Source organism: Agarivorans sp. QJM3NY_29, assembly GCF_050870835.2.
Lineage (GTDB): Bacteria > Pseudomonadota > Gammaproteobacteria > Enterobacterales > Celerinatantimonadaceae > Agarivorans.
This window is the reverse complement of record NZ_CP194036.2, coordinates 829,931-849,720: the sequence shown is the minus strand read 5'-3', so window position 1 is coordinate 849,720 and position 19,790 is coordinate 829,931. Positions and strand designations below refer to the sequence as shown.

Annotated in this window: 19 protein-coding genes; 9 read left to right on the top strand and 10 right to left on the bottom strand. The window is 44.2% G+C overall.

The features are described from left to right. Nucleotides 1–251 precede the first annotated feature (251 nt). From ACRRS0_RS03815 to ACRRS0_RS03785, 7 genes are all read right to left on the bottom strand, one after another. Complete coding sequence (locus ACRRS0_RS03815; protein WP_432454545.1) at nt 252–620, bottom strand: hypothetical protein; 369 nt, start codon at nt 618–620, stop codon at nt 252–254. Beyond that, complete coding sequence (locus ACRRS0_RS03810; RefSeq protein ID WP_432454546.1) at nt 620–1,225, bottom strand: hypothetical protein; 606 nt, start codon at nt 1,223–1,225, stop codon at nt 620–622. The genes ACRRS0_RS03815 and ACRRS0_RS03810 overlap by 1 nt, the downstream gene beginning before the upstream one ends. A gap of 685 nt (nt 1,226–1,910) precedes the next feature. Continuing rightward, a complete protein-coding gene (locus tag ACRRS0_RS03805) occupies nt 1,911–2,270 on the bottom strand; it encodes a hypothetical protein (RefSeq protein WP_432454547.1) in 360 nt (119 codons plus the stop codon). Beyond that, entirely contained in the window at nt 2,270–3,319 is a 1,050-nt protein-coding gene (locus tag ACRRS0_RS03800) for a hypothetical protein (RefSeq protein ID WP_432454548.1), read from the bottom strand. The genes ACRRS0_RS03805 and ACRRS0_RS03800 overlap by 1 nt, the downstream gene beginning before the upstream one ends. A gap of 271 nt (nt 3,320–3,590) precedes the next feature. Further along, complete coding sequence (locus ACRRS0_RS03795; protein ID WP_432456102.1) at nt 3,591–4,337, bottom strand: phosphatase; 747 nt, start codon at nt 4,335–4,337, stop codon at nt 3,591–3,593. A 276-nt stretch (nt 4,338–4,613) separates the two neighbouring features. After that, nucleotides 4,614–5,051: a hypothetical protein gene (locus ACRRS0_RS03790; protein ID WP_432454549.1), complete on the bottom strand. Its 438-nt coding sequence runs from the start codon at nt 5,049–5,051 to the stop codon at nt 4,614–4,616. A 255-nt stretch (nt 5,052–5,306) separates the two neighbouring features. Further along, the gene (locus ACRRS0_RS03785; protein WP_439022893.1) at nt 5,307–6,620 is read right to left on the bottom strand and encodes a methyl-accepting chemotaxis protein; all 1,314 of its coding nucleotides are present in this window, start codon (nt 6,618–6,620) and stop codon (nt 5,307–5,309) included. A 411-nt stretch (nt 6,621–7,031) separates the two neighbouring features. On the opposite strand from ACRRS0_RS03785, the gene yciA reads away from it, so the two are divergent. Together yciA and ACRRS0_RS03775 are read left to right on the top strand one after the other, a co-directional pair. Next, nucleotides 7,032–7,433: an acyl-CoA thioester hydrolase YciA gene (gene yciA / locus ACRRS0_RS03780; RefSeq protein ID WP_432454550.1), complete on the top strand. Its 402-nt coding sequence runs from the start codon at nt 7,032–7,034 to the stop codon at nt 7,431–7,433. 92 nt (nt 7,434–7,525) lie between these two features. Further along, nucleotides 7,526–8,587, top strand: coding sequence for a ParB/Srx family N-terminal domain-containing protein (locus ACRRS0_RS03775; protein ID WP_432454551.1), 1,062 nt, complete (start codon nt 7,526–7,528; stop codon nt 8,585–8,587). Nucleotides 8,588–8,707: 120 nt separating this feature from the next. Here ACRRS0_RS03775 and ACRRS0_RS03770 read toward each other — a convergent pair whose 3' ends face one another. Continuing rightward, on the bottom strand, nt 8,708–9,457 hold the full coding sequence (locus ACRRS0_RS03770) for an endonuclease (protein WP_432454552.1): 750 nt from the start codon (nt 9,455–9,457) through the stop codon (nt 8,708–8,710). 388 nt (nt 9,458–9,845) lie between these two features. On the opposite strand from ACRRS0_RS03770, the gene ACRRS0_RS03765 reads away from it, so the two are divergent. The 4 genes from ACRRS0_RS03765 (at nt 9,846) to ACRRS0_RS03750 (ending at nt 13,062) form a co-directional block, all read left to right on the top strand. Further along, nucleotides 9,846–10,805: an ABC transporter substrate-binding protein gene (locus ACRRS0_RS03765; protein WP_432454553.1), complete on the top strand. Its 960-nt coding sequence runs from the start codon at nt 9,846–9,848 to the stop codon at nt 10,803–10,805. A gap of 12 nt (nt 10,806–10,817) precedes the next feature. After that, nucleotides 10,818–11,720 carry an ABC transporter permease gene (locus ACRRS0_RS03760; RefSeq protein WP_432454554.1) on the top strand — a complete coding sequence of 301 codons (903 nt, stop codon included), beginning with the start codon at nt 10,818–10,820 and terminating at the stop codon, nt 11,718–11,720. Then, nucleotides 11,717–12,520 (top strand): ABC transporter ATP-binding protein, encoded by an 804-nt coding sequence (locus ACRRS0_RS03755; RefSeq protein ID WP_432454555.1) that lies wholly within the window; start codon nt 11,717–11,719, stop codon nt 12,518–12,520. Before ACRRS0_RS03760 ends, ACRRS0_RS03755 begins: the two co-directional genes overlap by 4 nt. Before the next feature lie 272 nt (nt 12,521–12,792). Next, the gene (locus tag ACRRS0_RS03750; RefSeq protein ID WP_432454556.1) at nt 12,793–13,062 is read left to right on the top strand and encodes a hypothetical protein; all 270 of its coding nucleotides are present in this window, start codon (nt 12,793–12,795) and stop codon (nt 13,060–13,062) included. 123 nt (nt 13,063–13,185) lie between these two features. Here ACRRS0_RS03750 and ahpF read toward each other — a convergent pair whose 3' ends face one another. After that, nucleotides 13,186–14,778, bottom strand: a complete 1,593-nt coding sequence (gene ahpF / locus ACRRS0_RS03745; RefSeq protein WP_432454557.1) for an alkyl hydroperoxide reductase subunit F — start codon at nt 14,776–14,778, stop codon at nt 13,186–13,188. Between the two features lie 124 nt (nt 14,779–14,902). Next, entirely contained in the window at nt 14,903–15,466 is a 564-nt protein-coding gene (gene ahpC, locus ACRRS0_RS03740) for an alkyl hydroperoxide reductase subunit C (protein ID WP_432454558.1), read from the bottom strand. Nucleotides 15,467–15,691: 225 nt separating this feature from the next. Between ahpC and ACRRS0_RS03735 the strand changes: the two genes are divergently transcribed. The 3 genes from ACRRS0_RS03735 to ACRRS0_RS03725 all read left to right on the top strand — a co-directional run bounded on the left by ACRRS0_RS03735 (nt 15,692) and on the right by ACRRS0_RS03725 (nt 19,789). Then, nucleotides 15,692–16,606: a hydrogen peroxide-inducible genes activator gene (locus ACRRS0_RS03735; RefSeq protein WP_432454559.1), complete on the top strand. Its 915-nt coding sequence runs from the start codon at nt 15,692–15,694 to the stop codon at nt 16,604–16,606. Nucleotides 16,607–16,817: 211 nt separating this feature from the next. Then, nucleotides 16,818–18,128 (top strand): diguanylate cyclase domain-containing protein, encoded by a 1,311-nt coding sequence (locus tag ACRRS0_RS03730; protein ID WP_432454560.1) that lies wholly within the window; start codon nt 16,818–16,820, stop codon nt 18,126–18,128. A gap of 371 nt (nt 18,129–18,499) precedes the next feature. Next, nucleotides 18,500–19,789, top strand: coding sequence for an NAD(P)/FAD-dependent oxidoreductase (locus ACRRS0_RS03725; RefSeq protein WP_432454561.1), 1,290 nt, complete (start codon nt 18,500–18,502; stop codon nt 19,787–19,789). Nucleotide 19,790: the final 1 nt, after the last annotated feature.

Genomic DNA, 19,790 nt, shown 5'->3' with positions numbered 1-19,790 from the left:
TATACTGACTCCTGTTTAGACTGCTATCAGTATTTAGTTAGTTGGAATGGGTGTCCTCTTTGACTGTTGGAATGGGTGTCTTCTTTGGCTACGTTTGTGTTTTTTATCATGGATGTCTACTTTAACTCGCTGTCCTAGGCATACTTATTCGCGCAAAGCACAACCATGCCAACATAACTGAAAGCATAAATACACCACAGCCAATAAATGAAGAAACACCCAATAAGTACATCATCAGCTATAACAAAGTGCTATATGTCAGCCACTAACTCAGAGAAAAAGATGGATAAAACTAGTAATATACCTAACATTGCTATTGCAGATCCCCAAAGCCATAAAGCCAAGTACCAATCTCTTTTTGCGGCTAATTTACGTGTAGCGCTTACTGGGACAAATTGATAGTTTTGATCATTCATTCTTTCTGTTTTAAATAAAATAATCGTGGCATAACTCAGCACGCGGAATCCAAGCCCATCCCAGTCAACCCTTTCAATACCTAATTGATTAAATTCTCGTTCTATCCTTTTCATAGTCATATTTGAGAAAACTAACCACGCTATCATCATCGAAATAGCAAAAATAAAAAAAGCTAAAAGTAGCCAATCAGATACAGCTATCATTAAAGCGACCTCGGCACATAATTAAACACGCCTTCCCTATCATAAAGTTTTGAGACTCCATATTGCGCCCACTTGTCACCCTGAAGTGCCGCTAAATATGTCGCTCCAATACCTATACAGATGGCAATAACCCACCCCACAGGCGTAGCAGTTAGGCCGATAGCTGCAGCAGTCACAGCTTTGGCAGCGGCAGCTCCTGCTAAAAATCCCATCGATAAACCCGCTGTTTGCACTACCGCAGTTTTCTGCCAATCTTTACCTTGTTCAAAATCCGCCTGCACGATTTTACCTCGTCTATATATATCGTAACCGAGAAGAAGATGACCAGCTCCTTTTAGCCCCAATGACATCCGCTTTAGGCTTTGTAGCTCTTTAACGTTTGTCACTCTAATTGGCGCATCCGTACGTGCACTTTTAGCTTTATTAATTCCACGAGTAGCATTATTAAGCACCGTTCCTTTACGCGCTTTAACAACCGATGTAGCTTTAGTTAGTTCAGTGCTAAAAACTTCATTAAGAGACTTCCATGCTGTGCGAGCACTAGACTCTAATTTCATCATCTGTATTTTAGGTAACTTAGCTTGGTGCACGGCTCTCACCGCCATTAAACTTCTTTCGTAAGCTTTTAAGCTGTTCTCTAAAGCCGCGCCTCGATTCTCTAGTAACCCAACTCCTGCACTCGCAAAATTAACCTTTTAGTCATAACAACAAGTTTCAATAAAGGAACACTAGGATTACCATTCCTACTAATGAGCACCAAAGCCACAGTGATATGTACCAGTCTTTTTTCGTCGCTAGCTTACGGGTAGCACTCACTGGAACGAAAGGATAATTACTGTCATTAAGCAATTTTGTTTGAAACAAAATAATCGTTGCATAACTCAATACCCGAAAACCAGGTCCATCCCAGCTTCCACAACTGAAGCCCTGCTTTATCAATTCAGGTTCTATTCGTCGCATGGTGAGCTTTGCACTTAATAGCCAAGCTATCATTGCTGATACTCCAAGCATCAGAAAAAATAACTGTATCCAATCTGCGTAGATTGAAGGGGCATGCTCCATCATAAAGTCCTTGGAATACGGCTATATATACCATTATGCTCATGGGCGTCTTTGGCTAAATTTGCCTAAATCATCGCCTGCCACAGCAACAATCGTTATTCTTAATTCAACTGCTCACTGACTATTTTTGTAGAAGTTCTGGAAAGAATACTCGACAACCAAGCAACCATTGACGACACAAAAGCAATCATGAAAAAAACTTAAGCATATCTATAAAAATTAGTGACTCTAACTCCATATAGACCATGTAGCTATAGATAGAAGCAAACCAATACCAGAAGACCATAACCATAAAGCCAAGTACCAATCTAGCCTTGTTGCTAACCTTCTAGTTTCTCTAACAGGAACAAACTGATAATTAGAGTCATTCATCCTTTCTGTTTTGAACAGAATAACTGTTGCGTAGCTAAGCACCCTAAAACCAGGTCCATCCCAATCTACCCTACTTATGCCTTGCGTTTTAAACTCCCGCTCAAGCCTCACCATGCACTTTCTAGAAAAAGCCAGCCAAGCTATCATTGTTGATACCCAGCAAAGCCCCCCGAACAGTTGAGCCCAATCTGCAAAAGTTAAAGCGGTATGTTCCATTACAATGACCTTGGAATACGGTTAAAGGTTCCATTTCGCTCATAAACGTCTTTGGCTAAATTTTTTCCAAAATCATCTCCGGCTACAGCCGCCAAATAAGTCGCTCCAATGCCAATACCAATTGCAATTACCCACCCTACAGGCGTAGCAGTTAAGCCGATAGTGATAGCTGCAGCAGCCACAGCCTTTGCTGTTAAAGCTCCAGCAATAAAGCTTATAGACAAGCCTGCAGTTTGAACTACCGCAGTTTTCTGCCAATCTTTACCTTGTTCAAAATCCGCCTGCACGATTTTACCTCGTCTATATATATCGTAACCGAGAAGAAGACGACCAGCTCCTTTTAGCCCCAATGACATCCGTTTTAGGCTTTGTAGCTCTTTAACGTTTGTCACTCTAATTGGCGCATCCGTACGTGCACTTTTAGCTTTATTAATTCCACGAGTAGCATTATTAAGCACAGTTCCTTTACGCGCTTTAACCACCGATGTAGCTTTAGTTAGTTCAGTGCTAAAGACTTCATTAAGAGACTTCCATGCTGTGCGAGCACTAGACTCTAATTTCATCATCTGTATTTTAGGTAACTTAGCTTGGTGCCCGGCTCTCACCGCCATTAAACTTCTTTCGTAAACTTTCAAGCTGTTCTCTAAAGCCGCGCCTCGATTCTCTAGTAACCCTACACCTGCACTCGCAAAATTAACCTTTTCTTTATTCACCCATTGATTGAGTCTACTGGCCGCAGGCGCAATCTGCTGGTCAAACAGCTCGGCTAATCCAAGTGTTATGTCGCTACCTAGTTGAGCATTTACATTGGCTAACGAGCGACGGTGACAAGAAGGGATAGTTTGCAGTTGTCTGCATTGCTGCATTGAATTGGTAGGAGTGCTGCTTCCGCTTGAGCGAACAACATAAGGCGTTCCTGCATGCAGAAAGCCACCAGATTGCAAAGAATTATCATTTAAGAATGTATTAAACTCTGCTTCACTCGCAAAATCAGCAGGCTTTAACTGACGGCTCCGAGTACTAAGATAAATCTCCGCTTGTTCACTCACAGTTTGTTCCTTTTACTGTCAAAACAGAAATGAAGGAACACGGTAAAATTAAATAACAAATAAGTCAATAGCAATCGGGAAAACTATTTTAGCAATGACTTGCTTAGAGCAGCTAGTATGGGCATCCACGGTAAAAACTACTTCGCTTAAGCAAGGTTTTTTGTATTGGACGCCCCCGTTTAGCTTATAAATCAGGTCTAAACGGTGCCCGTTAGGCTTCATCGGCGTATATCGCACTGCAAAGTGTTTTCATACAAATGCGGATCCTCACTTAGCTTAGTAAGTCGGCAAATTCTTGATGAAGCGCTTTTCCCTTATCGGCTAAATGATCCAGTAGCGACAACATGCTGCGATTAATGATCCGCTCGGCAGGAAAGGCGTTCGCCTCTAGTAGCCCCAAGGCTTTATCGAAGCGGCCTATGTCGTAGGCGATGTGCGCATCTGAACCAATACTTAAAGGCGCATCGTGTTTTTTAGCCAGTTGAATGATCCGTTCACAATTGGCTTCGCTGCCCTTACGAGAATGAATAAACGAACTGTTATTAATTTCCAAGGCTACGTTATATTCCGCCGCCGCTTTGACAATGGCTTCAGCATCGATAGGAAAGCTGGGGTTGCCCGGGTGGGTGATGACATTCACCAGCCCATTTTTGATGGTATTAAGCATGGCTTCGGTGTTGATATAAATGGACTTCGGTTGAAACACTTCCTGATGAAAACCACATAAAATGATGTCCAATTGAGCCCGCATGCGCTCATTACAATCAATTTCTCCCGCTGGCGATTTGATATTGGCTTCAATGCCGCGAAGAATGCCAATGCCCTGATCGACCCGAGGAAACAAGGCGCAATTGATAAAGTGCCACTCATGAGGGGCATCGGTCATGTCTGGCCCGTGGTCGCTTACCGCAAACATCTTAATGCCATTCTGTTTGGCATAATGAACATAGTCGTGCAGGGTACTATAAGCATGGGTGCTGGCGATGGTATGTAAATGCAGATCGACTTCGGGTTTGATTTTCATAACGACCTCTAAAGTATGAAAGGGGAATCAGCAAGTTTATTGTGACTAAGATCCGTTCTGCCAACAAGTGAATAAGCGCTCTAATTCCATATCAACCATGTAGCTATAGATAAGAGCAAAGCAGCACCAGCAGACCATAACTACTGTAGCTTTAGTTAGTTCAGTGCTAAAGACTTCATTAAGAGACTTCCATGCTGTACGAGCACTAGACTCTAATTTCATCATCTGTATTTTAGGTAACTAAGCTTGGTGCCCGGCTCTCACCGCCATTTAACTTGTTTCGTAAACTTTCAAGCTGTTCTCTAAAGCCGCGCCTCGATTCTCTAGTAACCCTACACCTGCACTCGCAAAATTAACCTTTTCTTCATCCAGCCATTGATTCAGCTTGCTGGCTGCAGGAGTAATCAGCAGGTCAAATAACTCGGCCACCCCAAGTGTTATGTCGCTGCCTAGCTGAGCATTTACATTGGCTAACGAGCGACGGTGACAAGAAGGGACAGTTTGCAGCTGGCGGCATTGCTGCATTAAATCGCTAGGTGCGCTACTCCCGCTTGAGCGAACAATGTAAGGTGAACTTGCATGAAGAATACTGCCAGCTTGCAGCGCGTTATCACTTAAAAAGGCATTGAACTCGGCTTCATGTGCAACGTCATTCAATTTTACCTGACGACTTTTCGTACTCAGAAAAATCTCCGCTTGTTCACTCACTATTTAGCCCTTTAATGGGTAAATGACAAAAACATAAATTAAACACTATTAATCTTGTCGCCAATAAAGTTTGATTTAAAAGCATTATTTGCTCGATAAATCAGCAAAAGTCGCTGACATTTCTAGAGCAGCATAAGGTCAGTTACCACGCTGTCAGAGCTCTATAAACAATCAATGTTAGCTTGTTGTTTGTTGAAACAAGTCCCTAGCCAATGAGTGAGAATTCTCGCTATGGCCCTATTCAAAAACCACGCCCTAGAGTCTCTGGTTAAACTGACTCACTACATCTACCACTTGTTGCGCGCCACTTTGAATATCTTCCATCATCTGTCCAGCTTCAGTCGATAACTCTAGTGCTTCGCTAGCCTTCAATTCACATTGAGAAATCAAATTAACCGCGTCGCCAGTTCGTTTGAGATTTTCTGAAACCATCATCACAATTTCTTCGGTCGTGGTATTCGTTCTCGATGCTAGTTGGCGAACTTCATCTGCAACAACAGCAAACCCACGCCCCTGCTCTCCAGCGCGCGCGGCTTCAATCGCCGCATTCAGTGCCAGTAAGTTTGTTTGATCGGCGATACCACTGATACTGTTCACCAATTCACTAATTTTTTGAGAATGATCATTTAAGGCGGCAATACCGGTGTTCGCTTCACTCATGTACTCTGCAAGCTCCTGCATCCTCTGATTGGTAGCCTTAATCACCTGTTGTCCTTGAGATGTTTGATGTCCAGTTTTCTCTGACACTTCATTGGCTAATTGAGCCGCTTCGGCTGCTGATTGTTCTTGAATCACTTGATCAGTAATCACAGTGGCGAACTTTACAACCTTATAAAGTTCTCCCCTATCGTTGTGGATTGGATTATACGAGGCCTCTAACCACACGGTTTGCCCCTGGCTATCAAGCCGCTTAAAGCGCTGCGATACAAATTGGCCACTCGCCAAGCCTCTCCAAAACGATTGGTACTCTAGAGAATTTGATTCTTCAGAGCTACAAAAAATACGATGATGTTTACCCACTATTTGTGCGTTGGTATATCCCATTGCGCTTAGAAAATTATCATTTGCCTTTAATATCACACCATCAATAGAAAATTCGATGACCGCAGCGGAACGATTTAAGGCATTCAGCATGTCTTCTTGTTCGCGCGACATTTGAATAGTTCGAGTTAAGGCTGAAGCAAATAAGCTATAATGAGTTAGCTTGTTACTACTATTTTTAATCGGTTCTAAAATAGCTCGCAGCCAAGCCTCTTCAGCATTGCCCTTGTTCACTTGCAGCGCGCCATCCCAATGCACCGCTTGCTCAATTGCTTGCTTCATTCGCTTGTAATGTTCAGTGTTTTTCGCTTGATCTGGCACCAGGTCGGTAATGTGCTTATTAATAAGATCCCCTTGCCTCAAGCCAAGTTCTTGTTCAAACCTTTTATTCACCGAAGTCACACGCCCCTTTTCATCCAGTGATATTCTCAACATTCCTTCTTCAAGACCAGCACGCGCTTGTTTAAGCATCTGGAGTTCTTCAGTTAACTTCCGGTTTTCTTTCAACAGTCGCTTATTAAAAAACATATTTCCCCCGACGATCCGTAGACTTATATTTTGCGTTCAAGCAAGCCAAGCCACCTATTGATAGTCTAGACAGCTGTGAAGGGATTGCCAATCAGAGTCTTCTACTTTTGATTAATCCAATCATAGAACAAGCAACAGCAAGAACATCAACCATTATAAGTAATACTTAAAATAGCCATGACATGGAGGCGATTGTAGAATAAGTTTGAAAAAGACCAGAGTAAGTTGTGAAAACATATACTTTTAGAGCCGTATACAGCCTTATTTAAGTCAATTTAGTTCATGCTGCAGCCTCTAAATCTTCTACTTATGCACTCCGTGAGTTTGCTTATATTTTTGATATAATAGTATTTTTCAACAGCAGACCAGCAGTTTGCTTAATTACTTATTTGTTATTGTGGCGATTAGAACATGAATCAGAAAGTTAGTGCTCCAAAAGGGCAATTATTACTCCGAACCTTGGCCATGCCTGCAGATACCAATGCCAATGGCGATATTTTCGGCGGCTGGATCATGTCTCAATTGGATTTAGCGGGTGGTATTTTAGCCAAAGAAATTTCCAATGGCCGGATAGTCACCGTGTCGGTTTCCAGTATCACCTTTGAAAAACCGGTGAAAGTGGGCGATGTGGTGTGCTGTTATGGTGAGTGCAGTAAAATAGGCCGAACCTCAATGTCTATCGATCTTGAAGTCTGGATCCGCCAAGTGAAAGAAGATGATGTTGGTGAACGCTTCCAAGTTTGCCATGCTACCTTCAATTATGTCGCCATCGACAGCAATGGTAGGCCCCGCCCAATTAAAAAATCAGATTAATAACACATCATTAGAATATCAACAGAGCTTAGAATACTTGCCTCACTAAAAATCGGTAACTTACTTGGCTTAAAAGGAATGGAGATTACACCATGGTATTGATTTCACCAAAATCACACGCCCCATGGGGGCTTGCCATTGCTTTGTTTGCGGCCTTATTAAGCACCGCTTGCCAAGCAAAAATAAGCGAGAGTGATCCCTATTTAGCTTCGCTTAAAACCGATCTACAAACCAAACCATTCGACTTTGAAAAAGGCCAATTTCGCTGGATTAAGCTTGGGGATTTACGTCCCACTCAGGCGCTAATTGGCCATGACCAAGTGAATTACAAATTGGGGCGCTACCAAGCCGAACCACAAAAGATGTATCAAGAAATTTGTGAGTCTTATGGGGCAAGCAGCAACAAAGTAAAATGGAATGCACAGTCTTCCCCTTTGCAGCCAGCTAGCTTCAGCTGCTCACAAGCATTAGTCAGCCGCTCCAGTGATGTAAAAACAGCCATCGTCGCACCCGACGGCCAACTTTACCTGACCGATGGTCACCATACCTTTAGCACTTTTATGGATATGCGCAGAGGAGGTGCAAACATGCCGGTACTGGTAAAAATTCAAGAGAATTGGTCAAAGCCAAGCATCCAAACCGAAACTCCAATGGCGCAATTTTGGCAAGATCTCGCTAATAGTAACAATAGTTGGCAGTTTAGTGTTAAGGGCGCAGCAATAGATTATCAAGACATGCCAAAACATGTGGGTCGGCAATTTTTAGCCAACCAAGCTTTTCGCTCCCTAGTCTATTTTGCCAATGGCATAGGCTGGGATAAAACACAGGCAACTCCAATTAATTTTCTAGAATTTCATTGGGGGCAAACGCTGGCAGAAGACATCTCCATTGACCCCGCTCGTTTAAGCGATAGCGACTACTATCTCGCTAAAATAGAACAAGTTGCAAGACAGATGCTGGCCTATGCACCCGATAAAGTCATCGCCCAAAGCCACTACAGCGCCCAACAACTGGGACAAAAAAAAGCTTGGAACAAACAGAGCTCTAAACGCTTTAAGCAATTACTTTGTAAAGGCAAGAAAAAACATCTGGGTAAGCTCGGCTACGCCTTAAGCTACCAACACCCCGGCTTATTAACAGAGCTTTGCCACTAAGCCATGCGACTGCTTTGCTATATCAATATCCGCTTATCATGCTGCTGTCAGCATCAACTCTTAAGCAATCAGAGCAAAACCTTTAGCCTGAATTACTCTGATGGTGATGCACTTGGTTAATCAACCACATAGCTTGTGCAATACCGGGTTCACATTGTGCTGCACTTGTTGAATTCTTGCTGCGCGTTTACATTCAAAAGCACTGACTGGATATTGCTTATTCCAGGCTTGCATTAACTGTCGTTGACTCGCGCTCATCTTATATTTGGGGTAACTCGCTTCCATATATAAGTAACTTCTGGCAATTTGTCCGCGCGCAGACTCCGGAGGCTGAACCTTGCGATTTTTGATCCGCATATCACAAGAGCCAAAACTGGAAGCATTACTGCTAAGTAGAGTGAAGTTATAATTAGAGCGACTGGCATTCACCGCACCAATCGCTGGGAACAAATTATACAGATCAGCCTGCATCAAACGGTACTCAGCATTAACCTTTTCAGCACATTTTCGCCCTTTATAGGCTTTGCCCTTTGAGTTAACACACAAAGGATGACCTTCCCGCCACGCCACAAAACTACGGCCAAAATTTTCTGCTGGCACCACGTGCTCAGTTTCGTATTTAGCCAAGCGATTTTTATATTTTGGACTTGAGAAACCTCGATCCAGCGTCAATTTGCGTTGACTATCAAACCGAGCTTCACAATACAGGGTCTTCCTGTCGGAAGGCTCAACATAGACCTTTTCAAGTAATAAGCGCTTTGCCTTACTAAATGACTCAATGGTGAGATTACCATCGGCAAACACCGAGCTAGAAACAAGTAGTAGCAGCCACCATACAAAAGGGCGAAAAAGGGAGAAATATCGATTCAAGGCTTGGTTATCTTATGGTCACGAGTTGGCGGGCTAACAATCCACAGCTATTGGCAATGATGAGCCCAAATTTAATCATTAAATGATATAAATTTTATACGGTTTATTCCACAAAATGTCGCATAAAACTAAGGCAATGAAACCACCACCCAGTTGATAAAACCAACAATAATAGCAATAACCACAACTTAATCTAAAAAATGAGACCCTTTATTAAGCTCGAACAGTCACCATTTGCGCAACTAAACATGAATAATCACCACAAAATGTGCTTAATCACGGTCTAGCTGGCAGTTTAAAGAGACTAGCGGTTTGCAGCGCTTAAACGGTGGAGTACACTAGCGAGCTATGCAAATACAACGCAAATACAATTAAAAAGGACGAATTGATGAAGCTACATGCTGCGCTTAAAACCATGCTGCTTTCCGCTGCAATGATCTGTATCCCCCTTCAAGCGAAACAGGTATATGTTGCCACCACCGCCATTGTTGAACACCCAGCCTTAGACGCCGTACGCGATGGCGTGAAAGAATACTTGGCAGAAAATGGCTACAGCGGTGATGCACTTAAATTCACCTATGAAAGCGCCCAAGGTCAACCAGCAATTGCTTCGCAAATTGCTCGTAAAATGGTAGGCGACCAACCCGATGTCATCGTGGCCATCGCCACCCCCTCAGCGCAAACCGCAGTGAGTGCCAGTCAAAACATTCCGGTGGTATTTTCGGTTGTCACCGACCCAATTGGTGCAAAAGTTGTCCCTAGCCTAATCAAACCCGGTGGCAATGTGACTGGCCTAAGCGACATGGTTAACGTTCAACAACAGCTCGAACTAATCAAAGAATTTATGCCTAATATCAAACGTTTGGGTATTCCTTTCAATCCAGGCGAAGCAAACTCTGTGGCAATTGTAAAAGCGATGACCGAAGCCGCTACTGCCATGGGTATCGAAGTGATCGAATCGGCTGCACCTAAATCTTCAGACGTGATGATCGCCAGCAAACAACTTGTGGGTAAAGCTGATGCCATCTACTGCTCCACCGACAACACCATTATTAGCGCCTTTGAATCGGTAGTAAAAGTAGGGATCGACGCAAAAATCCCAGTATTTGCCGCAGATACAGCTTCGGTAGAGCGAGGTGCAGTTGCAGCTGTCGGTTATAACTACACCGACTTAGGCCGTCAAACTGGTGAAATTGTATTACGCATCTTGCAAGGCGAAAAACCTGGCAACATCGATGTAAAAATGGCCGAAGGCACCGATCTTTATGTGAACCCTAAAATCGCCCAACGCATGGGGATTGAGGTTCCGGCGAGTGTGCTTAAGCGCGCCAATAAGATCTTCAAATAATAAGGCCATATAATGTCAATGTTTGCATTTTTAGGCACCCTTGAGATCGGCTTTATCTTTGGGTTGGTCGCCATCGGTGTTTATTTGACTTTCCGCATTTTAGACTTTCCCGATCTCACCGTAGACGGTAGTTTTACCTTAGGTGCGGCAGTCACCGCTTCACTGATTGTGATGGGGGTAAATGCCTACCTCGCCACACTCATTGGAACCCTTGCGGCAGCTTGTGCCGGTTTAGTTACGGCATGGCTCAACTTGCGTTTTAACATTTTACACTTGCTGGCCAGTATTCTTACCATGACCGCCCTATACACCATTAATCTGAGGGTGATGGGCAAACCAAATGTCGCCTTGATTATGGAACCAACGGTGCTCACACCTTTTGAAGGTTTGGGCCTGGATAACATGTATCTCAAGGTGATTTTTGTCGCAGTATGCGCGGTACTTGCTGGCATCGCTGTCGCTTGGTTTTTAAATACCCAATATGGCCTAGCCATGCGTGCAGTCGGGGCTAATCCCCGCATGGCACAAGCCAATGGGATAGTGGTGAAAGAAAAAGTCTATGTGGGCTTGGCATTATCCAATGGCTTAGTTGGCTTAGCTGGCGGCCTATTCGCCCAAACCAACGGCTTTGCTGATTCCACCATGGGCATTGGTACCATTGTGGTGGGTTTAGCGGCAGTGATTATTGGTCAATCCTTGTTTGCCAGCCGCTCAATGTTAGTGATTATATTGAGCTGTATTGTTGGCTCGTTACTTTATCGGGTGGCGGTATCGATGGCCTTAAACGCTGATTTCCTTGGCTTCACCGCCTCCGACTTAAACCTGATTACCGCGGTGTTAGTTGGACTTGCCTTAATCTTTCCGCAGTTACGTAACGAGTGGAAAGCCAAACGCGCCAAGGAGGCCAGCCAATGATCCTTTGTGAAAATTTACACGTTACCTTTAATCGCGGTTTACCCACCGAAAAACTGGCATTGAGGGGCATCGATTTAACCATTCCTCAAAGTCAATTTGTAACCGTGATTGGCTCTAACGGTGCAGGTAAGTCAACCTTGCTCAATGCCATTGCTGGAGACGTATCTTCCCACAAGGGCAAGATATTTTTCGATGAACGCAATGTGACTTCCCTACCGGCCACTGGACGCACCAAAGATATTGCCCGAGTATTTCAAGATCCCTTGGCCGGCACCTGTGGTACGCTCACGGTTGAAGAAAACATGGCTTTGGCTTACGGGAGGGGCAGTCGTGGCAAGCTGAGTACAGCGCTCAACTCATCCTTGCGCAAATTGTTTCGCGAGCAGTTGAGTCGTCTTAATCTAGGTCTAGAAAATCGCTTAGATGCCGAAATGGGTTTGTTATCGGGTGGTCAACGACAATCGGTAAGTTTGCTGATGTCGGCCTTGCAACCCAGCAGTATCCTGCTATTGGATGAACATACCGCGGCACTCGATCCAAAAACGGCGGCCTTGATCATGGATATATCTTCACAAATTATTGCCGAAAAGCAACTGACGGTGATGATGGTGACCCATTCGATGCGTCAAGCATTGGATTATGGCTCGCGCACCATCATGCTACATGAAGGCAAAATTGTGTTTGATTTATCTGGCGAGACCCGCGCTAACAGTGAAGTAAAAGACTTACTAGAACTGTTTGCCAAGGCGCGTAACGATGATACCGAGCTAGACGACGACAAGTTATTGTTAGGCAGCTAAGTTTGACGATTCATCGCGAAACTTAAACCAGCGAAGGGCCTTGGCGCTTCGCTGGCTGTTCCTCCAGCACTGATTCCCCTCCTTTTTCTATACGCTTCACCGATTAATCAACAATTGTTTCTTCACATTTGTTGAATCCTTTCTTTACACAAGTGTTCGCATGATTCAGTAGTCAATCATTGTTATTGATTGTCCGAGTCTACTGATACATAGTAAAAGTTTAATAATCAGTTAGTTGCTCGTTGTGTGACGAAGCAAGGAGGGAGAGTTTAATGAAAATATTAGGGCGACTGATATGGCTTGGTGGTGTCATTTGCCTGGCAAACTCAGTTTTAGAAATATGGCCAACAGCAATCGAAGCCGGGCATTATTTAGCCATTTCATGGTGTTCTATTGCGGCTGGGTATACTGTTTATCGTTCGACCTTAATTTATCAAACTGATCCGCACTCTTACTTTCGTTCATATAACTGGGTGGTGCTATTTATCTATCTGCTTATCATTGGGTTGCTTTCCATCCAAGGTCAATTGCGTTTCTTTTAATTACGCGACTGCATAGCACCAATAGTTGCTAATCAATGTTCAACAAAAGATTTGCTTATTACCCATTGCTCAGGCAAAAAAAAGGACTGGCAAAGCCAGCCCAAGACTCAGGGAAATGAGTGTTTATGCAACTTGTTTTTGTTGTTCTTCATCACTACTAGGTGCAGTGAGTAAGTATTCAAAGGCCGCTAAAGAAGCTTTAGCACCTTCGCCCATAGCCACTACAATTTGCTTGTAAGGCACTGTAGACACATCACCGCAGGCATAGATCCCGGGGACCGAAGTTTGACATTTTTCATCAATTATAATCTCACCGCGCGCCGTGGTATCGACCACCGAGCTGACAAACTGACTGTTGGGTACCAGTCCAATCTGCACAAAAATGCCCTGTAACTGCTGCTGCTGTACTTCACCACCGTCGCGTTCTTGATACTCAAGCGCGGTAACTTTACCGTTCTCTGCAAGCACCTGTTTGGTGGCAACATTACGCCGAATTTGAATATTTGCGGTAGCTTCTGCCTTATCTACCAACACTTGGTCTGCACGCAGTTCAGGCATAAATTCAAACACGGTGACCGATTTCACGATATTGGCTAAATCGAGTGCTGCTTCGATACCGGAGTTACCGCCACCAACCACTGCGACATCTTTGCCCTTAAAGAAGGGGCCATCACAGTGAGGACAGTAGGCCACGCCATTGCCGATGTTTTCTTTCTCACCCGGCACGCCCAGTTCACGCCAGCGAGCACCAGTGGCTAAAATAAGCGTTTTGGTTTCAATTTCTTCACCAGTGCTCAATAGCAACTTTTTACGATCACCTAGATCTATCACCTCTGTTACTCGAATATGTTCTTTGGTGGTGATCTCGTAATCATTCATATGTGCTTGTAAGGCACCTGCAAGCTCAGGGCCGGTGGTTTTAGACACCGAAATTAAGTTTTCAATGCCCATCGTATCTTTTACCTGACCGCCCAAACGATCAGCTATTAAGGTCACCTTTAAGCCCTTGCGAGCACTGTAAATAGCGGCACTAGCACCCGCAGGGCCACCGCCAATCACCGTGACATCTTGTAAAGGAAGCGCCTCAGCAGCGCTGCCTTTAGCTGCCTCTGGGTATAAGGCTAACAACTTGTCTACTAGCTCGGCTGCATCCACCTTACCATTGGCAAATAATTCACCATTTAGGTAGACCGAGGGCACACCTTGAATGTCGCGAGTCTTAATTAAATCGGGGTATAAACCACCATCAATCATTTCACTGCTAATGTTCGGATTCAGCAGCGCAAATTGGTTTAATGCCTGAACCACTTCAGGACAGTTATGACAGCTTAGGCTAACAAAAACTTCAAAGTGTAATTTGTCTCTGATGTTGGCAATGGTCGACTTCAAACGCTCATCTAAGCGAATCGCCGTACCAGAACTATGTAAAATAGCCAATACCAAGGAATTAAATTCATGGCCGCCTGGAATACCTGAAAATTGAATACCAGTGGCTTCTCCATCTGCTTCAAGGGTAAAGCTAAGTGGACTGCGAAGCTCGCCCTGGGTATCTCGCTGTTCAATGCTAAGCTGTTCGCTTACACCACTGATCCCAGTAAGATAGTCCACTAATTCTTGTCGTTTACTATGCTGACCAGTTTGAATCACAAGATTCACGCTGTTTTGCATGGATGCCGTGTATTGTTTTAAAGCGTCTAAGATTTGTTGAGTAAGCACAATAAGTCTCCTGATGTTTGCGTCGTTAAGCCCTATTGGCTCAAGCAACAAATTCAATAATTATCAGGGCCGAACATCTGGCCCCGACTCGTCTTGATTCGCGAAGGCTGCGAATCATTACTCATTAGATTTTGCCGACTAGGTCTAAAGATGGCGCAAGCGTCGCTTCACCTTCTTTCCATTTAGCTGGACATACTTCACCTGGGTGAGCAGCCACATATTGGGCAGCTTTTACTTTGCGCAGTAAGTCTTCAGCGTTACGGCCAATCCCTTCAGCAGTGATTTCTACCGCTTGGATGATGCCATCAGGGTCAACGATGAAGGTACCACGGTCAGCTAAGCCTTGTGCTTCACGCATGACTTCAAAGTTACGTGTAATCGCGCCATTTGGGTCACCAATCATGGTGTATTGGATTTTACCAATGGTTTCTGAAGAATCGTGCCACGCTTTGTGCGTGAAGTGGGTATCAGTTGAAACCGAGTAAATTTCTACGCCACGAGATTGAAATTCGTCGTAGTAGTCAGCCACGTCGCCTAGCTCAGTTGGACAAACAAAGGTAAAGTCAGCTGGATAGAAGAAGAAGACCGCCCATTTGCCTTTTAGATCCGCGTCACTTACCTCGATGAATTCACCTTGTTTAAAAGCACTTGCGTTAAAAGGTTTGATTTCAGTGTTAATTACAGACATTTAATTTCTCCAGTCATAATGAGTTGTTATTAGTTAATTTGGTCTGCCGCCTTGGCAGTGAAGCTATAATGTCTCGGATCGAGCTTCGGTTACAGTTGGAAAAATTGAAGTTGACCTTCTGTTTTTTAGAACGCATATTGAATATTTGAAAATATAGTGAATCATCAAATCACTTGAAGGTCGCTGTATTGGTGACTCAAATTTTAAATAGAGAGCGGTATATCTATGATCTCCTTGAAGCAAATTCATTACGCGCTAGCCATTGAACAGCATTTGCATTTTAAGAATGCCGCCGATGCTTGCGCAGTCTCTCAATCGGCCTTAAGCACTGCCATCACCGATATGGAACGTAAACTTGGCTTTCAGGTATTTGAGCGAGACAACAAAAAAGTACTGGTCACCCCCTTGGGAAAACAACTACTAGAGAAAGCGCGAGCAATTTCATTGCAAATGGGCGACATCGGCAAACTAGTCGAGTCCACTCAAAACCCACTAAGCACGCCAATGTCGATTGGCGTGATCCCAACCATTGCGCCTTATCTACTCCCTTTAGTATTGCCTTCGTTGCTGGAAACCTATCCACAGTTAGAACTCACCGTAATAGAGGATCAGTCTCAGCAATTGGTCTCGGAAGTCACTAACGGTAAGCTCGATGCTGCGATTTTAGCGCTTCCCTATCCATGTCAGAACTTATTGCACTTTCCATTCTGGCAAGAGGATTTTTATTGGATCGCTCATAAAGACAATAAAATGACCACCCAAGCCACGGTCAGAGCCAAAGAAATGCAACAATCTAATTTAATGTTGCTCAAAGAAGGGCATTGTTTAAAAGATCATGTACTGTCGGCCTGTAATATCTCATCAGATGCTGGCCATAGCCTCAGTGGCACTAGCCTAAATACGCTGATCGAATTAGTGGTCAGTAAAATGGGCACCACCTTGTTGCCACAAATGGCCTTAGAAAGCTTGGTACAACATCGCCCTTCTCTGGCCTCGGTGCGCCTCGATGAAAAAGGCCCCCATCGAGAAATCGCCTTTGTGGTGCGCCCCAACTATCCTTCGGTAAATAACATCGAACGATTAGGCAGCTTTATGCATGATAAACTCACCAGTCATTTCCAACAGCATGAACGCTGTTGAATCGAGGCTCACAAATGACGTCCATCGATAAGCACAATCATTTCAACAAGGGAGAGATTGCTTGCATAACGGGACAAATAATTCACTAGCAAGTGTCACACAAGCCGTAAAAACGAGAATGAAGAAAGCAGGTATACTGCAGCATACTGAAAATATGTGTTCATAACTCTTCCAATAAATGCAGTCTTAACTAACGGAATATAAAGCGTTTATGACCTATTTATTTCTATGTTTAATGTCTTTGCTGCTTGTTGTTAGCTTCGGTGCTTACCGAAAACTCAAACAGCAACAGCTGCGTCAAGAAAGTATTCTCGCCAGCCTAACTGAAGGTTTAATATTAACCAGTGAGCAGGGCCAGATCCTGTATATGAATCAGCCATCCATTCATTTATTAAATATCAAGACGAAGGCCATGGGTCAGGCTATCAGCACGATTCTTCCCAACATTGAACACTTGGCAGCCAATCAAACACGTCAAAGCTATGGTTTGTTAGCCACAAATGAGCATTTAGAATTTGAACTGACACTGATCATTCAAGCCGACGGTAACCGCTTATATATACTCCACTCAGATCAATTGGGACGAGCACAACCAGAAGAAGTAGAACGTTTTAAACGTAGCCAATACTTTGCCCGTATCGGCACTTGGGACTGGGATGTAAATACCGAGCAACTGTATTGGTCGGATGCAATTTATGCCATGTTTGGGTATAAAGTCGGCGAAATACAGCCTAGTTACCAACTGTTTTGTAATAGTGTGCATCCCGAAGACCGAGAAAGAGTGAAAGCTGGTGAACAGCGCTGCATCGAAACTGGCGAAAATCACGACGAAGAGTATCGAGTGGTGTGGCCCGACAGCAGTATTCACTGGGTCCGTGAAACGGGCAATGTGGTGAACGATAAAAATGGCAAAGTAGCAAAAATGATGGGGGTGGTACGTGATATCACCGAAGAGAAGAATGCCGAAAATGAGTTAATGAAGTTGGCGCATATCGATACCTTAACTGGTTTACCGAATCGACTTGAGTTAGAAGAAAAGTTAGCCAAAGCCATCAACCAAGCCAAAGCTGAACAGAGTCGCGTTGCGCTGATTTTCATCGATTTAAATAAATTTAAAGACATTAATGATAACTATGGTCATCACCGCGGCGACCAAGTATTAACCGCAACCGCCAACAGATTGCGGCATACCTTAAGAAAAACCGACTTTATCGCTCGCATTGGTGGTGACGAATTTGTCATGATTTTACAAGGATTAGAACTCTGCACCGAGCCCCCTCAAGAAGCGGAGCTAATGGCAATCAAAGTTCTCAACAAATTATCTAAGCCCATCGAAGTTGCAGCCACATCCCACGAGATTGGCGCAAGTTTAGGTATTGCGCTATTCCCCGACCATGCTAACAACATGGATGAATTATTACACATCGCCGATCAAGCCATGTATCAAGCGAAACGTCGTGGCAAAAATAAATTTCAATTTGGCAGCAAACACGAGTCGCTGCCTTTGCAAGGTGAGAACTAATGGCTAAAGTTAGCAGAATGGAAGACGCCAATCTATTCAGAGCTCCCAAGCATGCTAGCAGCTTCCGTTCGGCTTATCCCTCAACAATCACAAACATAAATAAATGTAGGCCAGTGCAGTTCCTAGAGAGAGGGGGCTAGTCAGAGTACATAGAATACGCCATCTCCAGTATTGCTGACAGCTAAAGTCAGCCAGATATTCCACCGATCCTAAACCAACAAGACTCCAAACCACAGTCAAAAAAACCAACAAGCAAGCATAAACTCTATATTTTTATTTACATTTTACTTACATCCCCAAGCAATGTTAGATTTTTACTTAGATAGACAGCACAACACACTATAGAAAGCTACTCACAAGGATGTTTCGTCATGTCTCAAGCTCGCTGTAATTCCTATTATTCGGCAACCATCAAACATGAAACCAACTACCCCATATTGACAGGGGAATTAAGAGTAGATATTGCAATTATTGGCGGCGGCTTTACGGGGATAGCGACAGCACTAGAGCTTGCCGAAAAAGGCTATAAAGTGGCGCTAGTTGAAGCCAATAAAATTGGCTGGGGAGCCAGCGGACGTAACGGCGGTCAAGTCACCGGCAGTCTGTCTGGGGATCAAGCCATGACCAAGCAATTGCGTCATCAGATTGGCGAAGAAGCCGAAAAATACGTCTGGAACTTACGCTGGCGAGGTCACCAAATCATTCAAGATCGGGTCGCTAAATACGGCATAGATTGCGACCTAAAATATGGCCACCTGCAAACGGCTTATAAACCCGCTCATCTCCCTGAATTGCAAGCTATGTTTCAACAGGCAGAACAACGCGGAATGGGCGACGATATGCAATTATTGAATGCCGAACAGATCCCCGACTATTTGGGCTCGTCGATTTATCACGGCGGTCTCTTAAACAAACGGAACATGCACCTACATTCACTCAATCTGTGTATCGGCGAAGCACATGCTGCTGCAAACTTAGGCGTACAGATATTCGAACACAGTAAAGTACTTGAGATTATTGAAGCAGAGCCCTGCACGGTGGTCTGTGAGCAGGGACGGATCAACGCCGACTCGGTGCTAATTGCCGGTAACGCTTATCATCACCTAGCCCGTAAACAGCTGCGAGGATTGCTGTTTCCAGCCTCCTTAGGCAATATGGCAACCGTGCCACTCGGTGACCAGTTAGCGAAGTTGATAAATCCGCATGATGTCGCCGTATACGATTGTCGTTTTGTTCTTGATTACTATCGTTTAACCGCAGATAAGCGGCTGATGTTTGGTGGTGGAACCAACTATTCTGGACGAGACTCAAAAAGTGTTGCCGCTGAGCTAAGGCCAGCCTTGGAGCATACTTTCCCCCGCTTAAAAGGCATTGATATCGAGTTTGAGTGGACTGGTACTGCGGGTATCGTGCTCAATCGAATACCACAGTTAGGCAAAGTATCACCTCATGTATTTTATTGCCAAGGCTACTCCGGACATGGGCTTGCCACCTCCCATATCATGGGTGAAATCATGGCTAACGCGATCAGTGGTCATTTAAGCGAATTTGACGCCTTTAGTGCCATGAAGCAATTTCGGATCCCACTCAACCAGTGGTTTGGCAATCAAGCTTTAGCCATCGGTATGCTGTACTACAAAATGTTGGAGCATTATCGCTAAA

What these genes read in the sequence shown, in the direction of transcription:
- ACRRS0_RS03815 (WP_432454545.1), bottom strand. Translation starts at nt 620, where the DNA reads ATGATAGCTGTATCTGATTGGCTACTTTTAGCTTTTTTTATTTTTGCT.
- ACRRS0_RS03810 (WP_432454546.1), bottom strand. Translation starts at nt 1,225, where the DNA reads ATGGCGGTGAGAGCCGTGCACCAAGCTAAGTTACCTAAAATACAGATG.
- ACRRS0_RS03805 (WP_432454547.1), bottom strand. Translation starts at nt 2,270, where the DNA reads ATGGAACATACCGCTTTAACTTTTGCAGATTGGGCTCAACTGTTCGGG.
- ACRRS0_RS03785 (WP_439022893.1), bottom strand. Translation starts at nt 6,620, where the DNA reads ATGTTTTTTAATAAGCGACTGTTGAAAGAAAACCGGAAGTTAACTGAA.
- yciA (WP_432454550.1), top strand. Translation starts at nt 7,032, where the DNA reads ATGAATCAGAAAGTTAGTGCTCCAAAAGGGCAATTATTACTCCGAACC.
- ACRRS0_RS03775 (WP_432454551.1), top strand. Translation starts at nt 7,526, where the DNA reads ATGGTATTGATTTCACCAAAATCACACGCCCCATGGGGGCTTGCCATT.
- ACRRS0_RS03765 (WP_432454553.1), top strand. Translation starts at nt 9,846, where the DNA reads ATGAAGCTACATGCTGCGCTTAAAACCATGCTGCTTTCCGCTGCAATG.
- ACRRS0_RS03760 (WP_432454554.1), top strand. Translation starts at nt 10,818, where the DNA reads ATGTCAATGTTTGCATTTTTAGGCACCCTTGAGATCGGCTTTATCTTT.
- ACRRS0_RS03755 (WP_432454555.1), top strand. Translation starts at nt 11,717, where the DNA reads ATGATCCTTTGTGAAAATTTACACGTTACCTTTAATCGCGGTTTACCC.
- ACRRS0_RS03750 (WP_432454556.1), top strand. Translation starts at nt 12,793, where the DNA reads ATGAAAATATTAGGGCGACTGATATGGCTTGGTGGTGTCATTTGCCTG.
- ahpC (WP_432454558.1), bottom strand. Translation starts at nt 15,466, where the DNA reads ATGTCTGTAATTAACACTGAAATCAAACCTTTTAACGCAAGTGCTTTT.
- ACRRS0_RS03735 (WP_432454559.1), top strand. Translation starts at nt 15,692, where the DNA reads ATGATCTCCTTGAAGCAAATTCATTACGCGCTAGCCATTGAACAGCAT.
- ACRRS0_RS03730 (WP_432454560.1), top strand. Translation starts at nt 16,818, where the DNA reads ATGACCTATTTATTTCTATGTTTAATGTCTTTGCTGCTTGTTGTTAGC.
- ACRRS0_RS03725 (WP_432454561.1), top strand. Translation starts at nt 18,500, where the DNA reads ATGTCTCAAGCTCGCTGTAATTCCTATTATTCGGCAACCATCAAACAT.